Origin of the sequence: Petrimonas sp., assembly GCF_963921705.1 — a bacterium.
Taxonomy (GTDB): Bacteria; Bacteroidota; Bacteroidia; order Bacteroidales; family Dysgonomonadaceae; genus Petrimonas; species Petrimonas sulfuriphila.
In genome coordinates, this window is record NZ_OY997410.1 from 1,138,438 (window position 1) to 1,154,220 (window position 15,783).

The window sequence follows — 15,783 nt, forward strand, 5'->3', positions numbered from 1 at the left end:
TTGGTGTTAAAGGCGAGAGCTGAAAATGAATTGTCGGACGCTATTTCATGGTATGAGAGCCAACAGCGAGGACTTGGCTTGGCTTTTTTGAATACTATCGAAACGTATTTGAATGGTATTCAACAAAATCCTTATCAGTATCCCTTGCGAAAAATTCCCTATCGGGAAGCCGTGGTCAGGAAGTTTCCCTATATCATCATTTATGAAGTGGTTGACAATGAAGTGGTGGTGTATTCAATCTTTCATACGCACCGTAATCCTAAAAATAAAACTTGATAACTGAACGCGCATTATTGCAACACTGACAGTTTTGACGTGTAAACCAATTGAATAAAAAGGTTTGCGCATTTTTTTTGTGTGCTCGCACCCTTCTGCGAATGGTGTGTGGCGAAGTGAAAGAATGTCTGTCGGCAGGTTGATAATTACTGATTACCCGGCCACCAACTCCCAATCATCGTTCATTGAAAATAAAGTCGAGGTTTTGCGGGCGGTACAGCTCAAACTTGGTGCCGGAGCTCATAAGGGGCATTTTTTCGGTAATGGCTTACGCGGAAACAATCGAAGATAAAAACCAACGCTCGCGAATTTGTTTAACAACCCATCAGCATCCATATTTCAATTTTTTACACCATAAATAGAATCATTAAGAAAGCAGCCTTCAAAAGAATCCATCCGATGAAGAGATGAATAGAGACAGGCCACGACGCTATTTTTTTGTATTTGTTCTTCGCTCTACTTTTGTTTGTGTCGTGTGGAAAACTATCCGAGACTGATAAATCCTCACAATATGAAACTGAGATCTTTCTTACACTGAAAGGAAATGCCGAAAAGAACATCAAGGTGCTTTATGAGATCAATAAAGTATCGGATGGTGGTTTTGTGACGGATTTTCCTAAAACCTTGAAAGTTTGGGTGGATGAGAAGAAGAGATAAGTACCATTAGAACGAAATTACACCTTTTATTTTATTTTTTTAACTAAGTATCGTGCCGTGATTTTGTGCAGCTTTGTATCATTGCTGTACCGAGACACATATACCTTTCGGCAAAACAATTTCAAGCTTATCAAAATTCCAACACCATAACTAAAGGGTATGACGACATTAAAAAGGATCTTACTTTTGTTTTTTATTTTGCCGGCGCTGGGTGTGTCGGCACAGCATTACACCATTAGCGGATATATTACGGACAAGGAAACCGGCGAGCAACTGATTTCCGCTACCGTCTTTGACGAATTATCGGCTAAAGGAAACGCCACGAACAATTTTGGCTTTTTTTCCCTCACCTTGCCTAAAGGCGAGGTTTCTTTGGCCTTTTCCTATATCGGTTACCAGCCCGAAAAGCAATCGTTTGTGTTGCAACGCGACACGGTTGTCAATATTCAACTCACCTTGCAAAACGTGTTGCAAGAAGTGACCGTGGTAGGGCACCGCTCCGAAACGGGGGTGCGCGGTTCGCAAATGAGCGCCGTGGAAGTACCCATCGCACAAATCAAAAATATTCCATCGTTATTGGGTGAAAACGATATCATTAAAGCCTTGCAGCTGTTGCCCGGCGTGCAGTCGGGCACAGAAGGATCGGCCGGTTTGTATGTGCGGGGCGGTGGCCCCGATGAAAATTTGTTACTCCTGGACGGTATCCCGCTCTACAACGTGAATCACATGATGGGCTTTTTTTCCGTTTTCAACAGTGATGCGCTTAAAAACGTAACGCTTTATAAAGGTAGCTTCCCGGCACGTTTCGGAGGACGGCTTTCGTCTGTGGTGGATGTGCGCATGAAAGACGGCGACGATAAAAAGATCAGCGGGACAGCCAGCATCGGGACACTTTCGGCGAAACTCCAGGTGGAAGGGCCCATCGTGAAAGAAAAAACCACATTTAATGTTTCGTTGCGTCGTACTTACTTCGATATTTTGGCCCAGCCGCTTATCAAGTACGCAGCCAGGCAGGAGGAAGACGATACGAATTACGGTGGCGGATATTATTTTTATGACATTAACGCCAAATTTACACACAAGTTTTCCGACCGTGACCGACTCTATCTCAGTATTTACACGGGAGATGATGCCATGCATACCAAAATGCGTACAAAATCTGCCAATAGTTCAACGTATGAAAGCAAAGAATGGCAAAAAATGAACTGGGGTTGGGGCAACCTGGTTACGTCATTACGGTGGAGCCGTGTGGTGGGCAGCAAACTGTTTATGAATACTACTGCGGCATTCACGCGATACAGGTCTGACCTGAAAATGGGCTACGAAGATCAATACGTGGATAAATCCGTGACGCCCCATAAAACGAGTAAATCGGAAATTGCTCTGAAATACGATTCGGGTATCCACGATTGGACGGCTAAGGTTGACTTTGATTATACGCCCAGCCCGTCGCACGATATCAAGTTCGGCACAAACTACACGTATCACACGTTTTCACCCGATGTGTCGTCGATAAAGATAAACGATACCGACCCCAATACGCAAAAAATCGATACGATTGTGGGAAGTCCTAAAGTGTATGCGCACGAGACCATGAGCTATATCGAAGACAATATTGCGTTGGGGGAATTGTTCAAGGTGAACCTGGGTGTGCATTTTTCGTCGTTCCACGTGCAAAAGGAAAATTACTTCTCGGTGCAACCGCGTGCGGGAATGCGGGTAATGTTGGGCGAAAACTTTTCAGCAAAAGCCGGTTACGCCTATATGAACCAATATATCCATCTGCTTTCGAACAGTTCGGTGAGTCTTCCTACCGATTTGTGGGTTCCCGTTACGAAAAAGATAAAACCCATGTCGTCACACCAATATTCGGCGGGCCTGTTTTATACGGTACCGCACGTGGCCGATTTTTCCGTAGAAGGGTATTACAAAACCATGGACAACCTGTTGGAGTACAAAGATGGAGCGTCGTTCATGGGAGCATCGTCCAATTGGGAAGACAAGGTCAGTATGGGACGCGGCGTGGCTTACGGTGTGGAGTTCCTGGCGCAGCGGTCGTTTGGAAATACTTCGGGATGGTTGGGCTACACGTGGTCGAAAGCCGATCGTATTTTTGATCGGCCAGGACATGAAATAAACTTCGGAAAGGTTTTTCCTGCCAAGTACGACCGCAGGCACGATGTGAGCCTTACCCTCATGCATAAGTTCTCTGACCGGTTTGATATTTCGGGATCTTGGGTTTACAGCACGGGTAACGCTGCCACGTTCGGCTATCAGTCCTACCGCACTGTGCCCGCACCCAATTATCAGGAATCGCATTACGCCTTGCAATCTGTCACTTACGTGGAGAGCCGCAACAACTTTCGGTACAACAACTATCACCGCATGGATTTGGGCGTAAACTTTCACAAAACTACCCGACGCGGCTGGAAGCGTACGTGGAACATCAGTGTATATAACGTGTATAATCAGCTGAATCCGTTTTTCGTGTATCCTTCGTCAAAAACGGAACAGACGGGGCCAAGCGAGAGCCGTTCGAAAACGGTGCTCAAGCAGGTGTCCATCTTTCCGGTATTGCCGTCGGTGACGTATGTGGTAAGGTTTTAAACAGTTAACGGTCAATGAAACAACAATCAAAAATGAATAAAAAATCCATATTCTGTATTATTTTGCTCTGCGCACTCCTGTTCTGCGCCTGCGAAAAAGAAATCGAATTTAAAGGAGATGTAAAAAAACCGGTTCTGGTATTGAACGGTTATCTCACGCCCGATGAAAATGTAACGGTACATCTATCGAAAAGCCGTTTTGTCATGGATGACCATACGCCCTACGTATCTATCGAAAACGCTTCCGTAGAGCTATACGTGAACGGGGTGTTGAAGGAAAAGCTTGTTTACGGCAATGAGGGGAATTACGCCGGGCAATATCGTCCGCGAATTGGCGATGAGATTGAAGTCCGCGCATCGGCTCCGGGTTTCGAAGCGGTAAAAGCGAAAACCTGGATTCCGCAGGCTCCGGTGTTTGAATTGGCGGATTCTACCCTTACGCATACGGTAAAAGATGTTTCCAGCCAATTCACCGATGATCCGGGGTATACATTTAAGCAATGGGAGCATGTTAACAAGATCCGCTTACGCTTAAAAGAGGAAAAGAACGAGGAGAATTTTTATTTTATCAAAGCCGAACACAATTTGTACGATAAGGATAAGTCCATCGGAAAAGAGTTGCAAAAGGTAGAGTTGAGCAAAGTGTTGAAAGGAAACATTTCGGATACGGGTAACCCGCTCGAAGAAGTTTTGTGGGGAGAAGAAGATTCCGGTTATAAAAGGCAACTGGAGAATATTTTCTCCGATGCATTGGTGAACGGAAAAGAGCTGTTCTTTAATTTTGAATACTATGAGAACCTCAAAACCGTCATGAAAAGGCCAAATGGAAACGAAGAAATCATCAATGCCGGTGGTCCTTTCACGAAAGAATATGTTATCGCCTTATCCAGCATGTCTCCCGATTATTATCATTTTGTGGTTTCTGCCGCCAAAGCGTATAATGTGGATGAAAACCCTTTTGTGGAGCCAGTACAAGTACGGACAAACGTGGAAAACGGATTGGGGATTTTGGGTGCATATACCACCAGCCGTTTTGTTTTTCGATTCGAAAAATACACGGAGAGAGGCTATTCAATACAGTGGTAGGTTTGATCGAAACCTAAACTCCAGGAGTTGTAATTTCCTGGAGTTCAGAATTCAATATGTTTCAAAGCGTTAGTTTTATCCCTGCAAACACGCTTCGCGGAGCTGATGGACCGTAGATATAATCGGATGCCCTTCCCGCACCGGTATCGAAATCTTTTTGATAGGCATTGAAAATGTTCTGCACTCCCGCGTTCAATTGCAGCGTGGAATACTCGAGAACGGGAATGTCGTAAGACAATTTTGTATGCAACTCAAAAAAAGAATTTACCCTTTCAATTTTATTTTTCGATGCAAACCGGTCTTTGGCAGGGTCGCCTTCCCCTTTCACGTGGGGCACGTACATCTGCCCGGTATAGTTTCCCGAAAGCGTTGCTGAAAAGCGGGTCGCCGGTTTCCACGTGGTGACGAAATACCCGTAAGTATCGGGAGTGCGCATGAACTCGCGATAACCGCCTACACCTTCTATCGGTTCCTGGGCCTGGTCAAACAAGCTTTTCTGAAACGTTACCCCCAGTTGCAGATCTAACAGGCGGCCGTATGCCATTCTTCCTTCCAGGTTTATGCCGTATACTTTCGCATTTTCACCTTTGGCATTTACCACCAGTTTTTGTCCTTCCACCTCCGGGTCGTCAATGGCAGTAATCTTATTTTTCAAGTGCGTGAAAAAACCTTCCGCCAGTGCGTTTAACTGGAGGTTGTCCGTGGTGTGGTAAAAGTCAATCGAGCCACTCACGCTGCGTGAACGCTCTTCTTGCAGGTCTTTCGACAGGACACGAACGATGTGTTCTCCGCCGGCAATGTCTACGTGTAGATCTTCATCAAAATACTGCGGCGCGCGGAATCCTTCGCTATACGACAGGCGGAAGTTGACTTTCCCGTTTGGGTTATAACGGATGTTTGCCCTGGGACTGAAAATAGCCGATTTTACCAGCGAGTGCTTGTCGAGGCGGCCGCCCAGAAGAATGCTCCACCTGTCGTCTTTCCATTCATTTTGTAGAAAACCGCTCGCGGTATGGGTTTTCTGATCCACATCGTGGGTGCGGTATCCGCTTACGTCGGTCAGTGTATTGTTCAGGTACTCGGCTCCGGCAGTCAGCTCGGCAGGCATAAACAAAAGATGGTCCATGCTTCGGGTATATTGTCCACCCAGATGATGGATCAATTCGGTGGAACGCCCGAACGAGCCTAACCGGTTGTTCAGGTTGTCGATCACTTCCTGGTTTTGGTTTGACCCGGGTATTACTTCCACCGGGTCGCCCCCGCCATAATAGCTTTTGCGAAGGGTGTGCTGAGCCGAAGCGTAGAGGTTGAACTTGTTTTTCATATCTGCCGAATTTTGCACATAATTGATGCCTCCTCCGTTGATATAGTGTTCCAGTTGTTCGGTAATTTTTGACTGGAACGGTTGCAGCTTGAGGCTGTCGCCTCCGCGGCGGAACTCATGCATGTTGTGGTACTCTATGGAAAGTTTGGAGTATAGCCCTGTTTTCAGGAACGATCGAAAGCCAAACGATCGGTTTTTGAGCATGGGCATCTCGGTAAAACTGTCACCGTCGTGATCATAACCTTGGCGGTCGCGGTTTTGCCCGTAGAGCATGATTCCCGCTTTCCGGTTTTCGGTAAGGATCGATGCGTTGAACATTGTATTGTTTTCCGCAGCTTTCCCGTTGATGGACGAGAACATGTGGACAATATCCCCGCTGTTGCGGGAAGGTTCTTTCGTTATCACGTTAATAACACCGCCGATGGCTGACGAACCGAACAGTGCGGACCCTCCCCCGCGAATTACTTCAATCCGGTCGATCATGTTGGAGGGAATCTGTTCCAGCCCGTAAACACCGGTCAATGCACCATAAATGGGGCGGGAGTCAATGAGTATCTGCGAGTAAGCCCCCTCAAGGCCATTGATCCTCACCTGTGAGAAACCACAGTTCTGGCAATTGTCTTCCACACGCAAGCCGGGCTGGAAGTTTAGCGCCTGGGCTAAATTTTTTGAGTTGGTGGCTTCCAGCATCTTTACGTCCAGTACGCTTACAAGAGAGGGCGCCAGCATCCGGTTGGTTTCGTTCCGGTTGGCCGACACCACCACGGCGTTGAGCGGGATGCTTTCTTCTTCCATCTCGAAATCGATCTCCTGGGTGGTGTTGGCTATGATCTTCACCTCTTTCGTGATGGTTTTATACCCGATCATTTTTACTTCGAGTGTGAAATTGCCCGTTGGCAGGTTTTTCAGGAAGTAGTGTCCCGTTGCATCGGTTGTTGTTCCAAGGGTAGTGCCTTTCAGCTGTACAGTAACGTACGGCAAGTGCTCTTTTGTATTTTTGTCCAACACATGTCCGAAGATGTTTGCGTCAGTTTTATAGGGTTCGTTTCCCTTTGCCTGTCTCCATATAAAAAGAGTGGATAGGCATAGAAGGAGTATGTATCTTTTTTTCATAAGAATGCTATTTATTTCTACTTTCTTCATGCTGTTTTTCGCGTTCAAATCTATCCAAAAATAGACCTGAAACAGCACATGAAAAAAATCAAAACAGTTTTTTAGTTGGTTTTATTGTAACTTGAAAATTTCCGTGGCTGCCTACTTGTCGCCACGCATAAAAGATCTTGCCCGTTGTGAAAACGGACACGATTCAGAGACTGTTTCTTAAAAACAGGAGAAAATCAAGCTGCGGGAGGAGCTCTGAGGAGAGTCGGGGTTTGATTTTTAACAGGATGTAATCCTTCGTAAAGTATAGTATAGTTAATGAACGAGGATTTGGACAGTCCGGACAAATCGAAGTCGGGAATAATGTCCGATGTTATTGGCGTGTGGTAAAAATGGGCAAGAAGGAAAAGTTGATTTTCTGTATGTGTATGCTGCGCTTTCCCATCCGTTTTAAAAGGATGGGAATGGATATACGTAATTCGGTTAATGACATGGGTATGGGTGAAAAACAAAATACCGGTAACATAACTTGCGAACAAGACAAGCAGAAACCATTTTTTCGCAATATGTCGGTTGCCTTTTCCCATAACCGCGCAAAGATAAACTTTTTTTATTTTATTCGACAAGCGTTATGTGGAATATTTCCAAATAACAACCGTTTTTCTTTTCGTAATCTTTTGCTACCTTTGCAAACTTATGTATCCGCTCGAAATTATCCTCAAATATTACAAACCGGGAACAAGGTTATACGACATTTATATATCTCACGTTTCCGATGTAACCGGCAAGGCGCTGCATGTCGCACAAAAGCATCCTGAGCTGGCAATAGATGTGAAATTTCTTGAAGAAGCAGCCATGTTGCACGACATTGGCATCTTCAAAACCCGGGCACCGAATATTGCCTGCGAGGGGAGCTTGCCGTACATTTGTCACGGCTATTTAGGCAGGGAATTGCTTACCATGGAAGGGTTTCCCAGACACGGAATGGTGTGTGAACGGCACACAGGGACAGGATTGAGTTTGGAAGCCATCATCCAGAAAAAATTACCTGTTCCGCACAGGGACATGCGTCCTAAAAGCCTGGAGGAAAAAATCATCTGTTTCGCCGATAAATTTTTCTCGAAATCTCAATTGGGAAAAGAGAAACCCTTGAAAAAAATCCGGGAGAGCCTCAAGAACCACGGTACTCATCAGGTAGAGACATTTGATGAGTGGTGCGAGTTGTTTCTGTAATAGTTTGGCAAACTATTTGCAGTGATGAAGTCTGAACGATCAAGATTTTTTTATTGCTGAAAGGCAGACACATATATTTTTTAGATGATTATGAAGAAAAATAACGACTATACCGGCCCGGAAGAATTGTACGAAGACGATATGAACCTGGAGCCGGCCCGGGAGGATAAAGAGGAGGTTGAAGAACAGAAGGCCAATGTTGAAGACAATTTGTCAGATGAGGCCGACCCTGTAGAAGAACTACAGGTGAAATACGATGACTTGAACGATAACTATTTACGCCTTCATGCCGAGTTCGATAATTTCCGCAAGCGGACCCTGAAGGAAAAGGCCGACATTATCAAAAGCGGGGGAGAACGTGTACTTACGGACATGCTTCCTTTTGCCGATGATTTCGAACGTGCACTGCAAGCTCTTCATACGGCGGAAGACAAGGAGGCTATGGTGGAAGGAATGGATTTGATTTATTCGAAATTTCTGAATTTCCTGAATCAACACGGTGTAAAAGAAATTGAGGCCCTTGGACAGCCTTTTGATGCCGACAAGTTTGAAGCTATAACAACTGTCCCTGTTCAGGATAAATCGCAAAAAGGAGTGATCATCGATTGCGTGCAAAAAGGTTATCAGCTGAACGATAAAATTATCCGTTATCCGAAGGTAATTGTGGGGGAATAAGATGGCAACGAAAAGAGATTATTACGAAGTACTGGAAGTTTCAAAAACGGCTACAGCTGAAGAGATAAAAAAAGCCTATCGCAAAAAAGCCATTCAATTCCACCCCGATAAAAATCCGGGAGATGCTACAGCCGAAGAGAAATTCAAAGAAGCTGCCGAAGCCTACGAAGTACTCAGCGATCAGAACAAGCGTGCCCGTTACGACCAGTTTGGCCACGCAGGAATGGGAGGTGCTGCATCGGGTGGTGGCTTTGGGGGCGGAATGTCGATGGAGGATATTTTCTCTCAGTTTGGCGATATCTTTGGCGGTCATTTTGGCGGATTCGGCGGGTTCGGCGGATTTGGCAGGCCGGGTAGGCGTACCAACCGCGGCTCCGACCTTCGGGTAAAGGTGAAACTAGACCTGAAGGAGATTCTTAATGGGGTTGAAAAGAAGATAAAGGTGAAAAAATATGTGGCCTGTTCGCACTGCAACGGCAACGGTTCGGAAAACGGGAACTCTGTTTCCAGCTGTTCAACCTGTAACGGATCGGGCGTAGTAACGCGCGTGCAAAACACTATTCTCGGCCAGATGCAGACCACTACTACCTGTCCTTCCTGCAATGGCGAAGGAAAGACAATTTCCAAGAAGTGTGCGTATTGCAACGGCGACGGAATTGTTCTCGACGAGGAAGTGATCTCCATCAAAATCCCAGCCGGTGTGGAAGAAGGAATGCAGCTGTCTATGTCGGGGAAAGGGAATGCAGCCCGTCGAGGAGGCGTTAACGGTGATTTACTTATTTTGGTGGAGGAAGAGGAAGATCCGGACTTGATCCGAGATCACAACGATGTGATATATAACCTCTTTGTGAGTTTCCCAACGGCCGCATTGGGTGGAACGGTAGAGGTTCCCACCATTGAAGGAGTTGCCAAAGTGAAAATCGATCCCGGAACCCAGCCGGGTAAAGTGCTACGCCTGCGTAACAAGGGGCTGCCGACAATAAATGGTTACGGTACCGGTGATGAGCTTATCAACGTGAATGTTTATATTCCCGAAAACCTGAGCGATGCAGAAAAGAAAAAAATAGCAGAGATGGATAAATCGCCCAACTTTGCCCCGTCGAAGTCGGCCAGGAAGAGTGTGTTCAATAAATTCCGGAAAATGTTTGATTAGGGACAGAATTTTCACAATTATATATCCAATAAAGCAGCAGCAGGCCCATAAGGTTTGCCTGCTGTTTTTTTTAAATAACAGCTTGAATTGTTAAAACAACGACGAAAAAAGCTTAAACTGAAACAAAATGGGAGAAAAATGCGTTGAAGTGTAACAAATAATAAATATTTTTTATTTATTTGTGATTGTTAAAAATCCAGCTTAGTATGAGTAGTTATTCCATCAAATCCTTAGAACACTATTTTAAGGTGTATCGGCAGTCGGTCCGTAAACCGAAGAAATTCTGGAGTAAGATAGCAGAGAACAATTTCACCTGGTACCGGAAATGGGATAAAGTGGTGGAGTATGACATGGAGAGAGCGGAATTCACCTGGTTTAAGAATGCCAAGCTCAACATTACCAAGAATTGCATCGATCGGCACTTGGCTAACAAAGGGGATCAGTCTGCCATCATCTTCGAGCCCAATGACCCCAACGAACCGGCCCAACATTTTACCTACAGCCAGCTCTATGCTGAGGTGTCCAAGATGGCCAATGTGCTTAGAGCCCAAGGGGTGGAGAAGGGCGATCGAGTGTGTATCTACCTTCCCATGATCCCTGAACTGGCATTCAGTGTACTGGCCTGTGCACGTATCGGGGCAATACACTCCGTTGTTTTCGCCGGTTTTTCGGCCAACGCGCTCGCCACACGCATCAATGATTCTACCTGTAAGCTCCTGATCACGGCGGACGGAGGCTATCGCGGATCGAAGACCATAGACCTGAAACGGATCGTGGACGAAGCCCTCCATAAATCGCCTACCGTTGAGAAAGTGCTGGTGGTAAAGCGTACCCATCAGGAGATTGAAATGAGAGAGGGGCGGGATCTTTGGTTGCAGCCACTGCTGGACGAAGCGCCTCCTACCAGTAGGGCAGAGATGATGGACGCTGAAGATCCCCTGTTCATCCTGTATACTTCCGGATCTACCGGGAAGCCCAAGGGGATGGTGCATACTACGGCAGGTTACATGGTTTACACGGCGTACACATTCAAGAATATCTTTCAATACAATGAAGGCGACGTCTACTGGTGTACCGCCGATATCGGCTGGGTTACCGGGCATTCCTACATCATCTATGGCCCCTTGCTAAATGGGGCTACCACAGTTATTTACGAGGGAACCCCTTCCTATCCCACTCACAGTCGTTTCTGGGAGGTGGTACAGAAACACCGGGTGAACCAGTTTTATACCGCTCCAACAGCGATCCGCTCCCTGGCCAGGGAGAAAATTGAATACATTCAGGAGTTCAGACTGGACTCGCTCAAGGTGATCGGTTCGGTGGGGGAGCCGATTAACGAGGAGGCATGGCACTGGTACAACGATCATGTGGGCAACAAGCGCTGCCCGCTCGTGGATACCTGGTGGCAAACGGAAACCGGAGGGATCCTGATCTCACCTATCCCTTTCGTGACACCTACCAAGCCGACTTACGCTTCCCTTCCCTTTCCCGGAATTCAACCGGTCCTGATGGATGAGTTGCGAAACGAAATAGAACGGAACCAGCAGATCGGCCATCTCTGCATCCGCTATCCCTGGCCGGGCATGGCACGAACCATCTGGGGTGACCACCAGCGGTTCATCGATACCTACTTTACGGCGTTTCCCGGTAAATACTTCTCGGGCGATGGAGCGTTGCGTGATGAAGTGGGTTATTACCGCATCACCGGAAGGGTCGACGATGTGATCATCGTCTCGGGGCACAACCTGGGTACAGCACCCATCGAGGATGCGATCAACGAGCACCAGACAGTAGCCGAGAGCGCTATCGTGGGATTTCCGCATGAGATCAAAGGCAATGCATTGTACGGTTTCGTAGTGCTCAAAGAAACCGGGTTGTGGCGTGACCGGCAAAACCTTATGAAAGAGATCAATCAACTTATCTCCGACCAGATCGGCCCCATTGCTAAGCTGGATAAGATTCAGTTCGTAAGTGGATTACCAAAGACCCGTTCCGGAAAGATCATGCGTCGCATCCTGCGAAAAATAGCCGTGGGCGAATCAGATTTCGGCGATATCACTACATTGATCAACCCTGAAATTGTGGAAGAGATAAAAAAAGGGCGGACATAAGGATGTCCAGAACTACTTTCCGTTTTCTGATTCCGTACAGGCCAGTATATCCCAGGAAAACAAGGCTATTCGCTCGCCGTTATTGAATGCGGACCGGTTCATCCTGTTTATTGTTTCGATCAATGAGGACACTTTGTTTTTATCGCTTTCCTGTATAAATACAGAGGAATTGTACCCGGGCCAAACTGCCGTGTTTAAACGTGGCAGGCTGTAGTTGCTTTTTGCCGTTACCTGTTCCATTACCTGGTAATCAGTAATCTCTTCTTCATCAAGCAAACTGGTGACAGTCTCTAGCATACTTACGTTGCATGTAATGTATATGAATTTCATTTTGATGTTGTTTTTGTTTTTTGTTAAACATGTTCTTTTCTAATCGGGCTTTCGCCTTTCCCCGTTTATTCCAGGCTTTTTTTATTTTCCGCTTGGCGTTGTTTTTTTAATCTTGCCGTAGTGCGGTCTTTGGCCAGTGTGCGGTGATAAAGCGAGGTATACATGGCCGGAACCAGCAGTAACGTAACCAAGGTGGATACTAACAATCCTCCTATGATGGTGATTCCGAGGGGAGCATACATTTCACGTCCCATGCCGTTGCTTACGGCCATAGGCAACATGCCTAGGATGGTTGTCAGTGAAGTCATCAATACGGGGCGCAACCGTGAACGTCCGGCTTCCATTACGGCATCGCGGAGCGGATAATTACGCTTTCGCAACATGTTGGTGTAGTCCACGAGAACGATACCGTTGTTCACCACAATACCTACAAGCATGATCAGCCCGATAAACGTGGTAACGCTCAGGGTTATTCCCGTTACGAAGAACGCCAGAATGACTCCCACCAATGTAAACGGAATGGCAAACAGAATGATGAAAGGGTCTTTCATCGACTCGAATTGGGCTGCCATAACCATATAAACCAATGCAATGCCGAGGAAAAAAATCAAAAAGAGCGAGCTGAACGATGATTTCTGGTCGTTTACCTGTCCTCCGATTTCAACCGATATACCATCGGGAATTTCCGTATTGTCGATGATCTCTTGTGCAGTCTTGGTAGCTTCACCCAGCGAGACTCCGTTAAGGTCGGCAGTGGTTTTAACATATCGTTGCTGCGATTGACGCTGTATTTCCAACGGTCCCAGGCTTTCCACTATGTCGGCTATGGCGGACAGCGGAATTTGTTGTCCCAACAGGTTGGAGACCTGCATCTCTTTCAGTTTGTTCACTTCATTCCGATGTTCCGGTGCATATTGCACTACGATACCGTAGTCGTTCCCGTCTTCGCTGAAATCACCCGATTCGGCTCCGTAAAGGTTTTGCCTTACCTGCATGCCTACCATAGCGGTGTTGAGGGCCATTTGCGATGCTTTTTCCTTGTCTACGATTACCTGCACTTCCAGTTTCCCCGGATCAACGGTGGTTGCCACATCGGTAAATGCTTTTTCGGCTTGCATCTTTTCCTGAAGGTCCGATGCTACGGCGTTCAATTGGTTAAAATCGTTTCCCGAAACAATAATCTCGATGGGGCGTTTGTTTCCCGTAACCGCAGCAGCCAATGCACTACCGCCCTGCACGCGGCATTTTTCAATTTGAGGAATGCTTTCCACCCTGTCTCTGATGGCTCCGGCTATTTCGGCTGCCGTGCGGTCCCGCTTATCGGGTGGGGTAAGGTGGCAAAGTACCGTACCTACGTTTTTCCCTTCTTTAAATCCTACGGTGGTCAGGGCGCCCGTTTTTGTTTGCCCGGCAATGGAAACAGCAGCTTCATTGGCTATTTCGGGGATATCTTCGAGCATGATTTGCAAGATTTGCTGACTGATGCTGTCGGTTTGCCGGGCGCTGGTTCCTACTTCGGTTTCAAAGACAACAGAGACCGTTCCGGCATCGAAGTCGGGAATATAATCGGTGCCTATGTTTTTCCCGACGATCATCGTAAGAACAAAGACGGCAAAGGCAATGACTATGGTCAGGCTTTTGTGGAAAACAACCCAGCCCAACAACAGCTTGTACCCGTTTTCAATTTTAGTGAATACCTTTTCGCTGGCCGCATAAAATTTGGAACGATGTTGTTTTTTACCGTTGCGGGGTGCTTCCTTCAGTAATTTTGAAGAAAGCATCGGGGTGAGTGTCAGAGCGGTAAACAACGAAACAATCAAACAAACTGAAGTGAGTATGGCCAACTGTTTGAACATGATGCCCACAATTCCACCCATAAAAAGCATGGGTAGGAAAACTACTAATGTTGTGGCGGTAGAGGCGGCGATAGCCATTCCCATTTCCAGGGCACCAAAAATGGCTGCCTGTTTGGGCTTTGAACCTTTTTCTATGTGTTGGGTAATGTTTTCCAACACCACAATGGCATTGTCCACCACCATACCGATAGCAATTACCAACGCCATCAACGAAAAGATATTAATGGTGTATCCCATGGCATACATAGCGATAAAGGCACTGATAAGCGACACAGGCATGGTTATGAAAATTATCAGACTCGACTTCCATTCGCGCAGGAACATCAATACCACCAATGTGACAAATACCAGGGCATACCAGATCGAAGAAGTGAGGTTATTGACCGATTGGGTAACTACTTCGTCGGTGCTGATTATTTCGTGTACCTGAATATCGGATGGCAGCGTTTTCTGTATTTCTGCCATTTTGGCCCTTACGGCATTCACCACGGCTACCGTGTTGCTTCCGGACTGTTTCTGTATCATCAATGCTACGCCTTCACCGGTACGGTTGCGGGCAAAAGCCTCTTTTTCCATGAAGGTGTCTTCAACTTTTGCCACATCTTTCAGCCGGATTACCTGTCCGTTGAATGCTTTCAGTACGGTGTTCCCGATCTCTTCGACCGTTTCGAATTTTCCCGGCACACGTACCGAGAAATCGTAAACGCCCATGTTGATATTTCCGGCCGGCACACTGATGTTATCTGCCTTGAGCATGGTAGAGATCTGAGTAGCCGACAAACCGTAAGCCGATAACCGTTGTGGATTCACACTCACTTTTATTTCACGTTCGGGTTGTCCGAGGTATACCACGGTCCCGACACCATCCACTTTACGAAGTACTGTGGCAATGTCTTCTTCCACAATATTTTCAATGCCGTTGTAATTAACACCTGCATTTACGGCGTAGGCGAGCACAGGCATCATTGAGGAGTTTATTTTGTAAATGATGGGTTGATGTGCTGCTTGCGGCAATTTTGTTTTCGTCAACTCGATGAGGTCGCGGGCATTGTTTGCTGCGGAAGTTACATCACTGCCCCAACTGTAGCTGAGTTGGATGAACGACACATTCTCCTTAGATGTCGATTTTATTTCGCTGAGATGTTCGGCTGCCGATAATATCGTTTCCAACGGTTTGGTGACCTGTTCTTCCACTTCGTTTGCCGAGGCACCCGGATAAATGGTGATTATGGTGATGGAGGGGAACTCCATTTCGGGCATGATATCTAAAGGAAGCATTTTCAGCGATACCAGCCCTAGCATAATGATGGCTACAAAGAGCATCACCGTAGCCACTGGCCTTTTTACGCCTATTTCAGGTAATTTCATTGTTGTT

At 46.6% G+C, this 15,783-nt stretch carries 11 protein-coding genes; 7 read left to right on the plus strand and 4 right to left on the minus strand.

Annotated elements, in window-relative coordinates; genetic code table 11:
• Nucleotides 1–3: 3 nt before the first annotated feature.
• The 3 genes from AACM02_RS04805 to AACM02_RS04815 all read left to right on the plus strand — a co-directional run bounded on the left by AACM02_RS04805 (nucleotide 4) and on the right by AACM02_RS04815 (nucleotide 4,625).
• Nucleotides 4–276, plus strand: a complete 273-nt coding sequence (locus AACM02_RS04805) for a type II toxin-antitoxin system RelE/ParE family toxin (protein ID WP_339116223.1) — start codon at nucleotides 4–6, stop codon at nucleotides 274–276.
• An 816-nt stretch (nucleotides 277–1,092) separates the two neighbouring features.
• The gene (locus AACM02_RS04810) at nucleotides 1,093–3,540 is read left to right on the plus strand and encodes a TonB-dependent receptor (RefSeq protein WP_339116224.1); all 2,448 of its coding nucleotides are present in this window, start codon (nucleotides 1,093–1,095) and stop codon (nucleotides 3,538–3,540) included.
• 32 nt (nucleotides 3,541–3,572) lie between these two features.
• Nucleotides 3,573–4,625 (plus strand): DUF4249 domain-containing protein, encoded by a 1,053-nt coding sequence (locus AACM02_RS04815; RefSeq protein WP_339116225.1) that lies wholly within the window; start codon nucleotides 3,573–3,575, stop codon nucleotides 4,623–4,625.
• Nucleotides 4,626–4,686: 61 nt separating this feature from the next.
• Here the strand turns inward: AACM02_RS04815 and AACM02_RS04820 are convergent, their stop codons facing one another.
• Together AACM02_RS04820 and AACM02_RS04825 are read right to left on the minus strand one after the other, a co-directional pair.
• A complete protein-coding gene (locus tag AACM02_RS04820) occupies nucleotides 4,687–7,062 on the minus strand; it encodes a TonB-dependent receptor (RefSeq protein ID WP_339116226.1) in 2,376 nt (791 codons plus the stop codon).
• Between the two features lie 224 nt (nucleotides 7,063–7,286).
• Complete coding sequence (locus AACM02_RS04825; RefSeq protein WP_214062618.1) at nucleotides 7,287–7,637, minus strand: hypothetical protein; 351 nt, start codon at nucleotides 7,635–7,637, stop codon at nucleotides 7,287–7,289.
• Nucleotides 7,638–7,746: 109 nt separating this feature from the next.
• On the opposite strand from AACM02_RS04825, the gene AACM02_RS04830 reads away from it, so the two are divergent.
• The 4 genes from AACM02_RS04830 (at nucleotide 7,747) to acs (ending at nucleotide 12,222) form a co-directional block, all read left to right on the plus strand.
• Nucleotides 7,747–8,283: an HD domain-containing protein gene (locus tag AACM02_RS04830; RefSeq protein ID WP_214062619.1), complete on the plus strand. Its 537-nt coding sequence runs from the start codon at nucleotides 7,747–7,749 to the stop codon at nucleotides 8,281–8,283.
• A gap of 90 nt (nucleotides 8,284–8,373) precedes the next feature.
• On the plus strand, nucleotides 8,374–8,958 hold the full coding sequence (locus AACM02_RS04835) for a nucleotide exchange factor GrpE (RefSeq protein WP_339116227.1): 585 nt from the start codon (nucleotides 8,374–8,376) through the stop codon (nucleotides 8,956–8,958).
• 1 nt (nucleotide 8,959) lies between these two features.
• Complete coding sequence (gene dnaJ, locus AACM02_RS04840) at nucleotides 8,960–10,111, plus strand: molecular chaperone DnaJ (protein ID WP_339116228.1); 1,152 nt, start codon at nucleotides 8,960–8,962, stop codon at nucleotides 10,109–10,111.
• Nucleotides 10,112–10,317: 206 nt separating this feature from the next.
• The gene (acs, locus tag AACM02_RS04845) at nucleotides 10,318–12,222 is read left to right on the plus strand and encodes an acetate--CoA ligase (protein ID WP_339116229.1); all 1,905 of its coding nucleotides are present in this window, start codon (nucleotides 10,318–10,320) and stop codon (nucleotides 12,220–12,222) included.
• Nucleotides 12,223–12,234: 12 nt separating this feature from the next.
• Here the strand turns inward: acs and AACM02_RS04850 are convergent, their stop codons facing one another.
• Together AACM02_RS04850 and AACM02_RS04855 are read right to left on the minus strand one after the other, a co-directional pair.
• Nucleotides 12,235–12,552, minus strand: coding sequence for a PG0541 family transporter-associated protein (locus tag AACM02_RS04850; RefSeq protein WP_214061991.1), 318 nt, complete (start codon nucleotides 12,550–12,552; stop codon nucleotides 12,235–12,237).
• Between the two features lie 65 nt (nucleotides 12,553–12,617).
• Nucleotides 12,618–15,776 (minus strand): efflux RND transporter permease subunit, encoded by a 3,159-nt coding sequence (locus AACM02_RS04855; protein WP_339116230.1) that lies wholly within the window; start codon nucleotides 15,774–15,776, stop codon nucleotides 12,618–12,620.
• Nucleotides 15,777–15,783 lie beyond the last annotated feature (7 nt).

What these genes read in the sequence shown, in the direction of transcription:
- AACM02_RS04810 (WP_339116224.1), top strand. Translation starts at nt 1,093, where the DNA reads ATGACGACATTAAAAAGGATCTTACTTTTGTTTTTTATTTTGCCGGCG.
- AACM02_RS04815 (WP_339116225.1), top strand. Translation starts at nt 3,573, where the DNA reads ATGAATAAAAAATCCATATTCTGTATTATTTTGCTCTGCGCACTCCTG.
- AACM02_RS04820 (WP_339116226.1), bottom strand. Translation starts at nt 7,062, where the DNA reads ATGAAAAAAAGATACATACTCCTTCTATGCCTATCCACTCTTTTTATA.
- AACM02_RS04825 (WP_214062618.1), bottom strand. Translation starts at nt 7,637, where the DNA reads ATGGGAAAAGGCAACCGACATATTGCGAAAAAATGGTTTCTGCTTGTC.
- AACM02_RS04830 (WP_214062619.1), top strand. Translation starts at nt 7,747, where the DNA reads ATGTATCCGCTCGAAATTATCCTCAAATATTACAAACCGGGAACAAGG.
- AACM02_RS04835 (WP_339116227.1), top strand. Translation starts at nt 8,374, where the DNA reads ATGAAGAAAAATAACGACTATACCGGCCCGGAAGAATTGTACGAAGAC.
- dnaJ (WP_339116228.1), top strand. Translation starts at nt 8,960, where the DNA reads ATGGCAACGAAAAGAGATTATTACGAAGTACTGGAAGTTTCAAAAACG.
- acs (WP_339116229.1), top strand. Translation starts at nt 10,318, where the DNA reads ATGAGTAGTTATTCCATCAAATCCTTAGAACACTATTTTAAGGTGTAT.
- AACM02_RS04850 (WP_214061991.1), bottom strand. Translation starts at nt 12,552, where the DNA reads ATGAAATTCATATACATTACATGCAACGTAAGTATGCTAGAGACTGTC.
- AACM02_RS04855 (WP_339116230.1), bottom strand. Translation starts at nt 15,776, where the DNA reads ATGAAATTACCTGAAATAGGCGTAAAAAGGCCAGTGGCTACGGTGATG.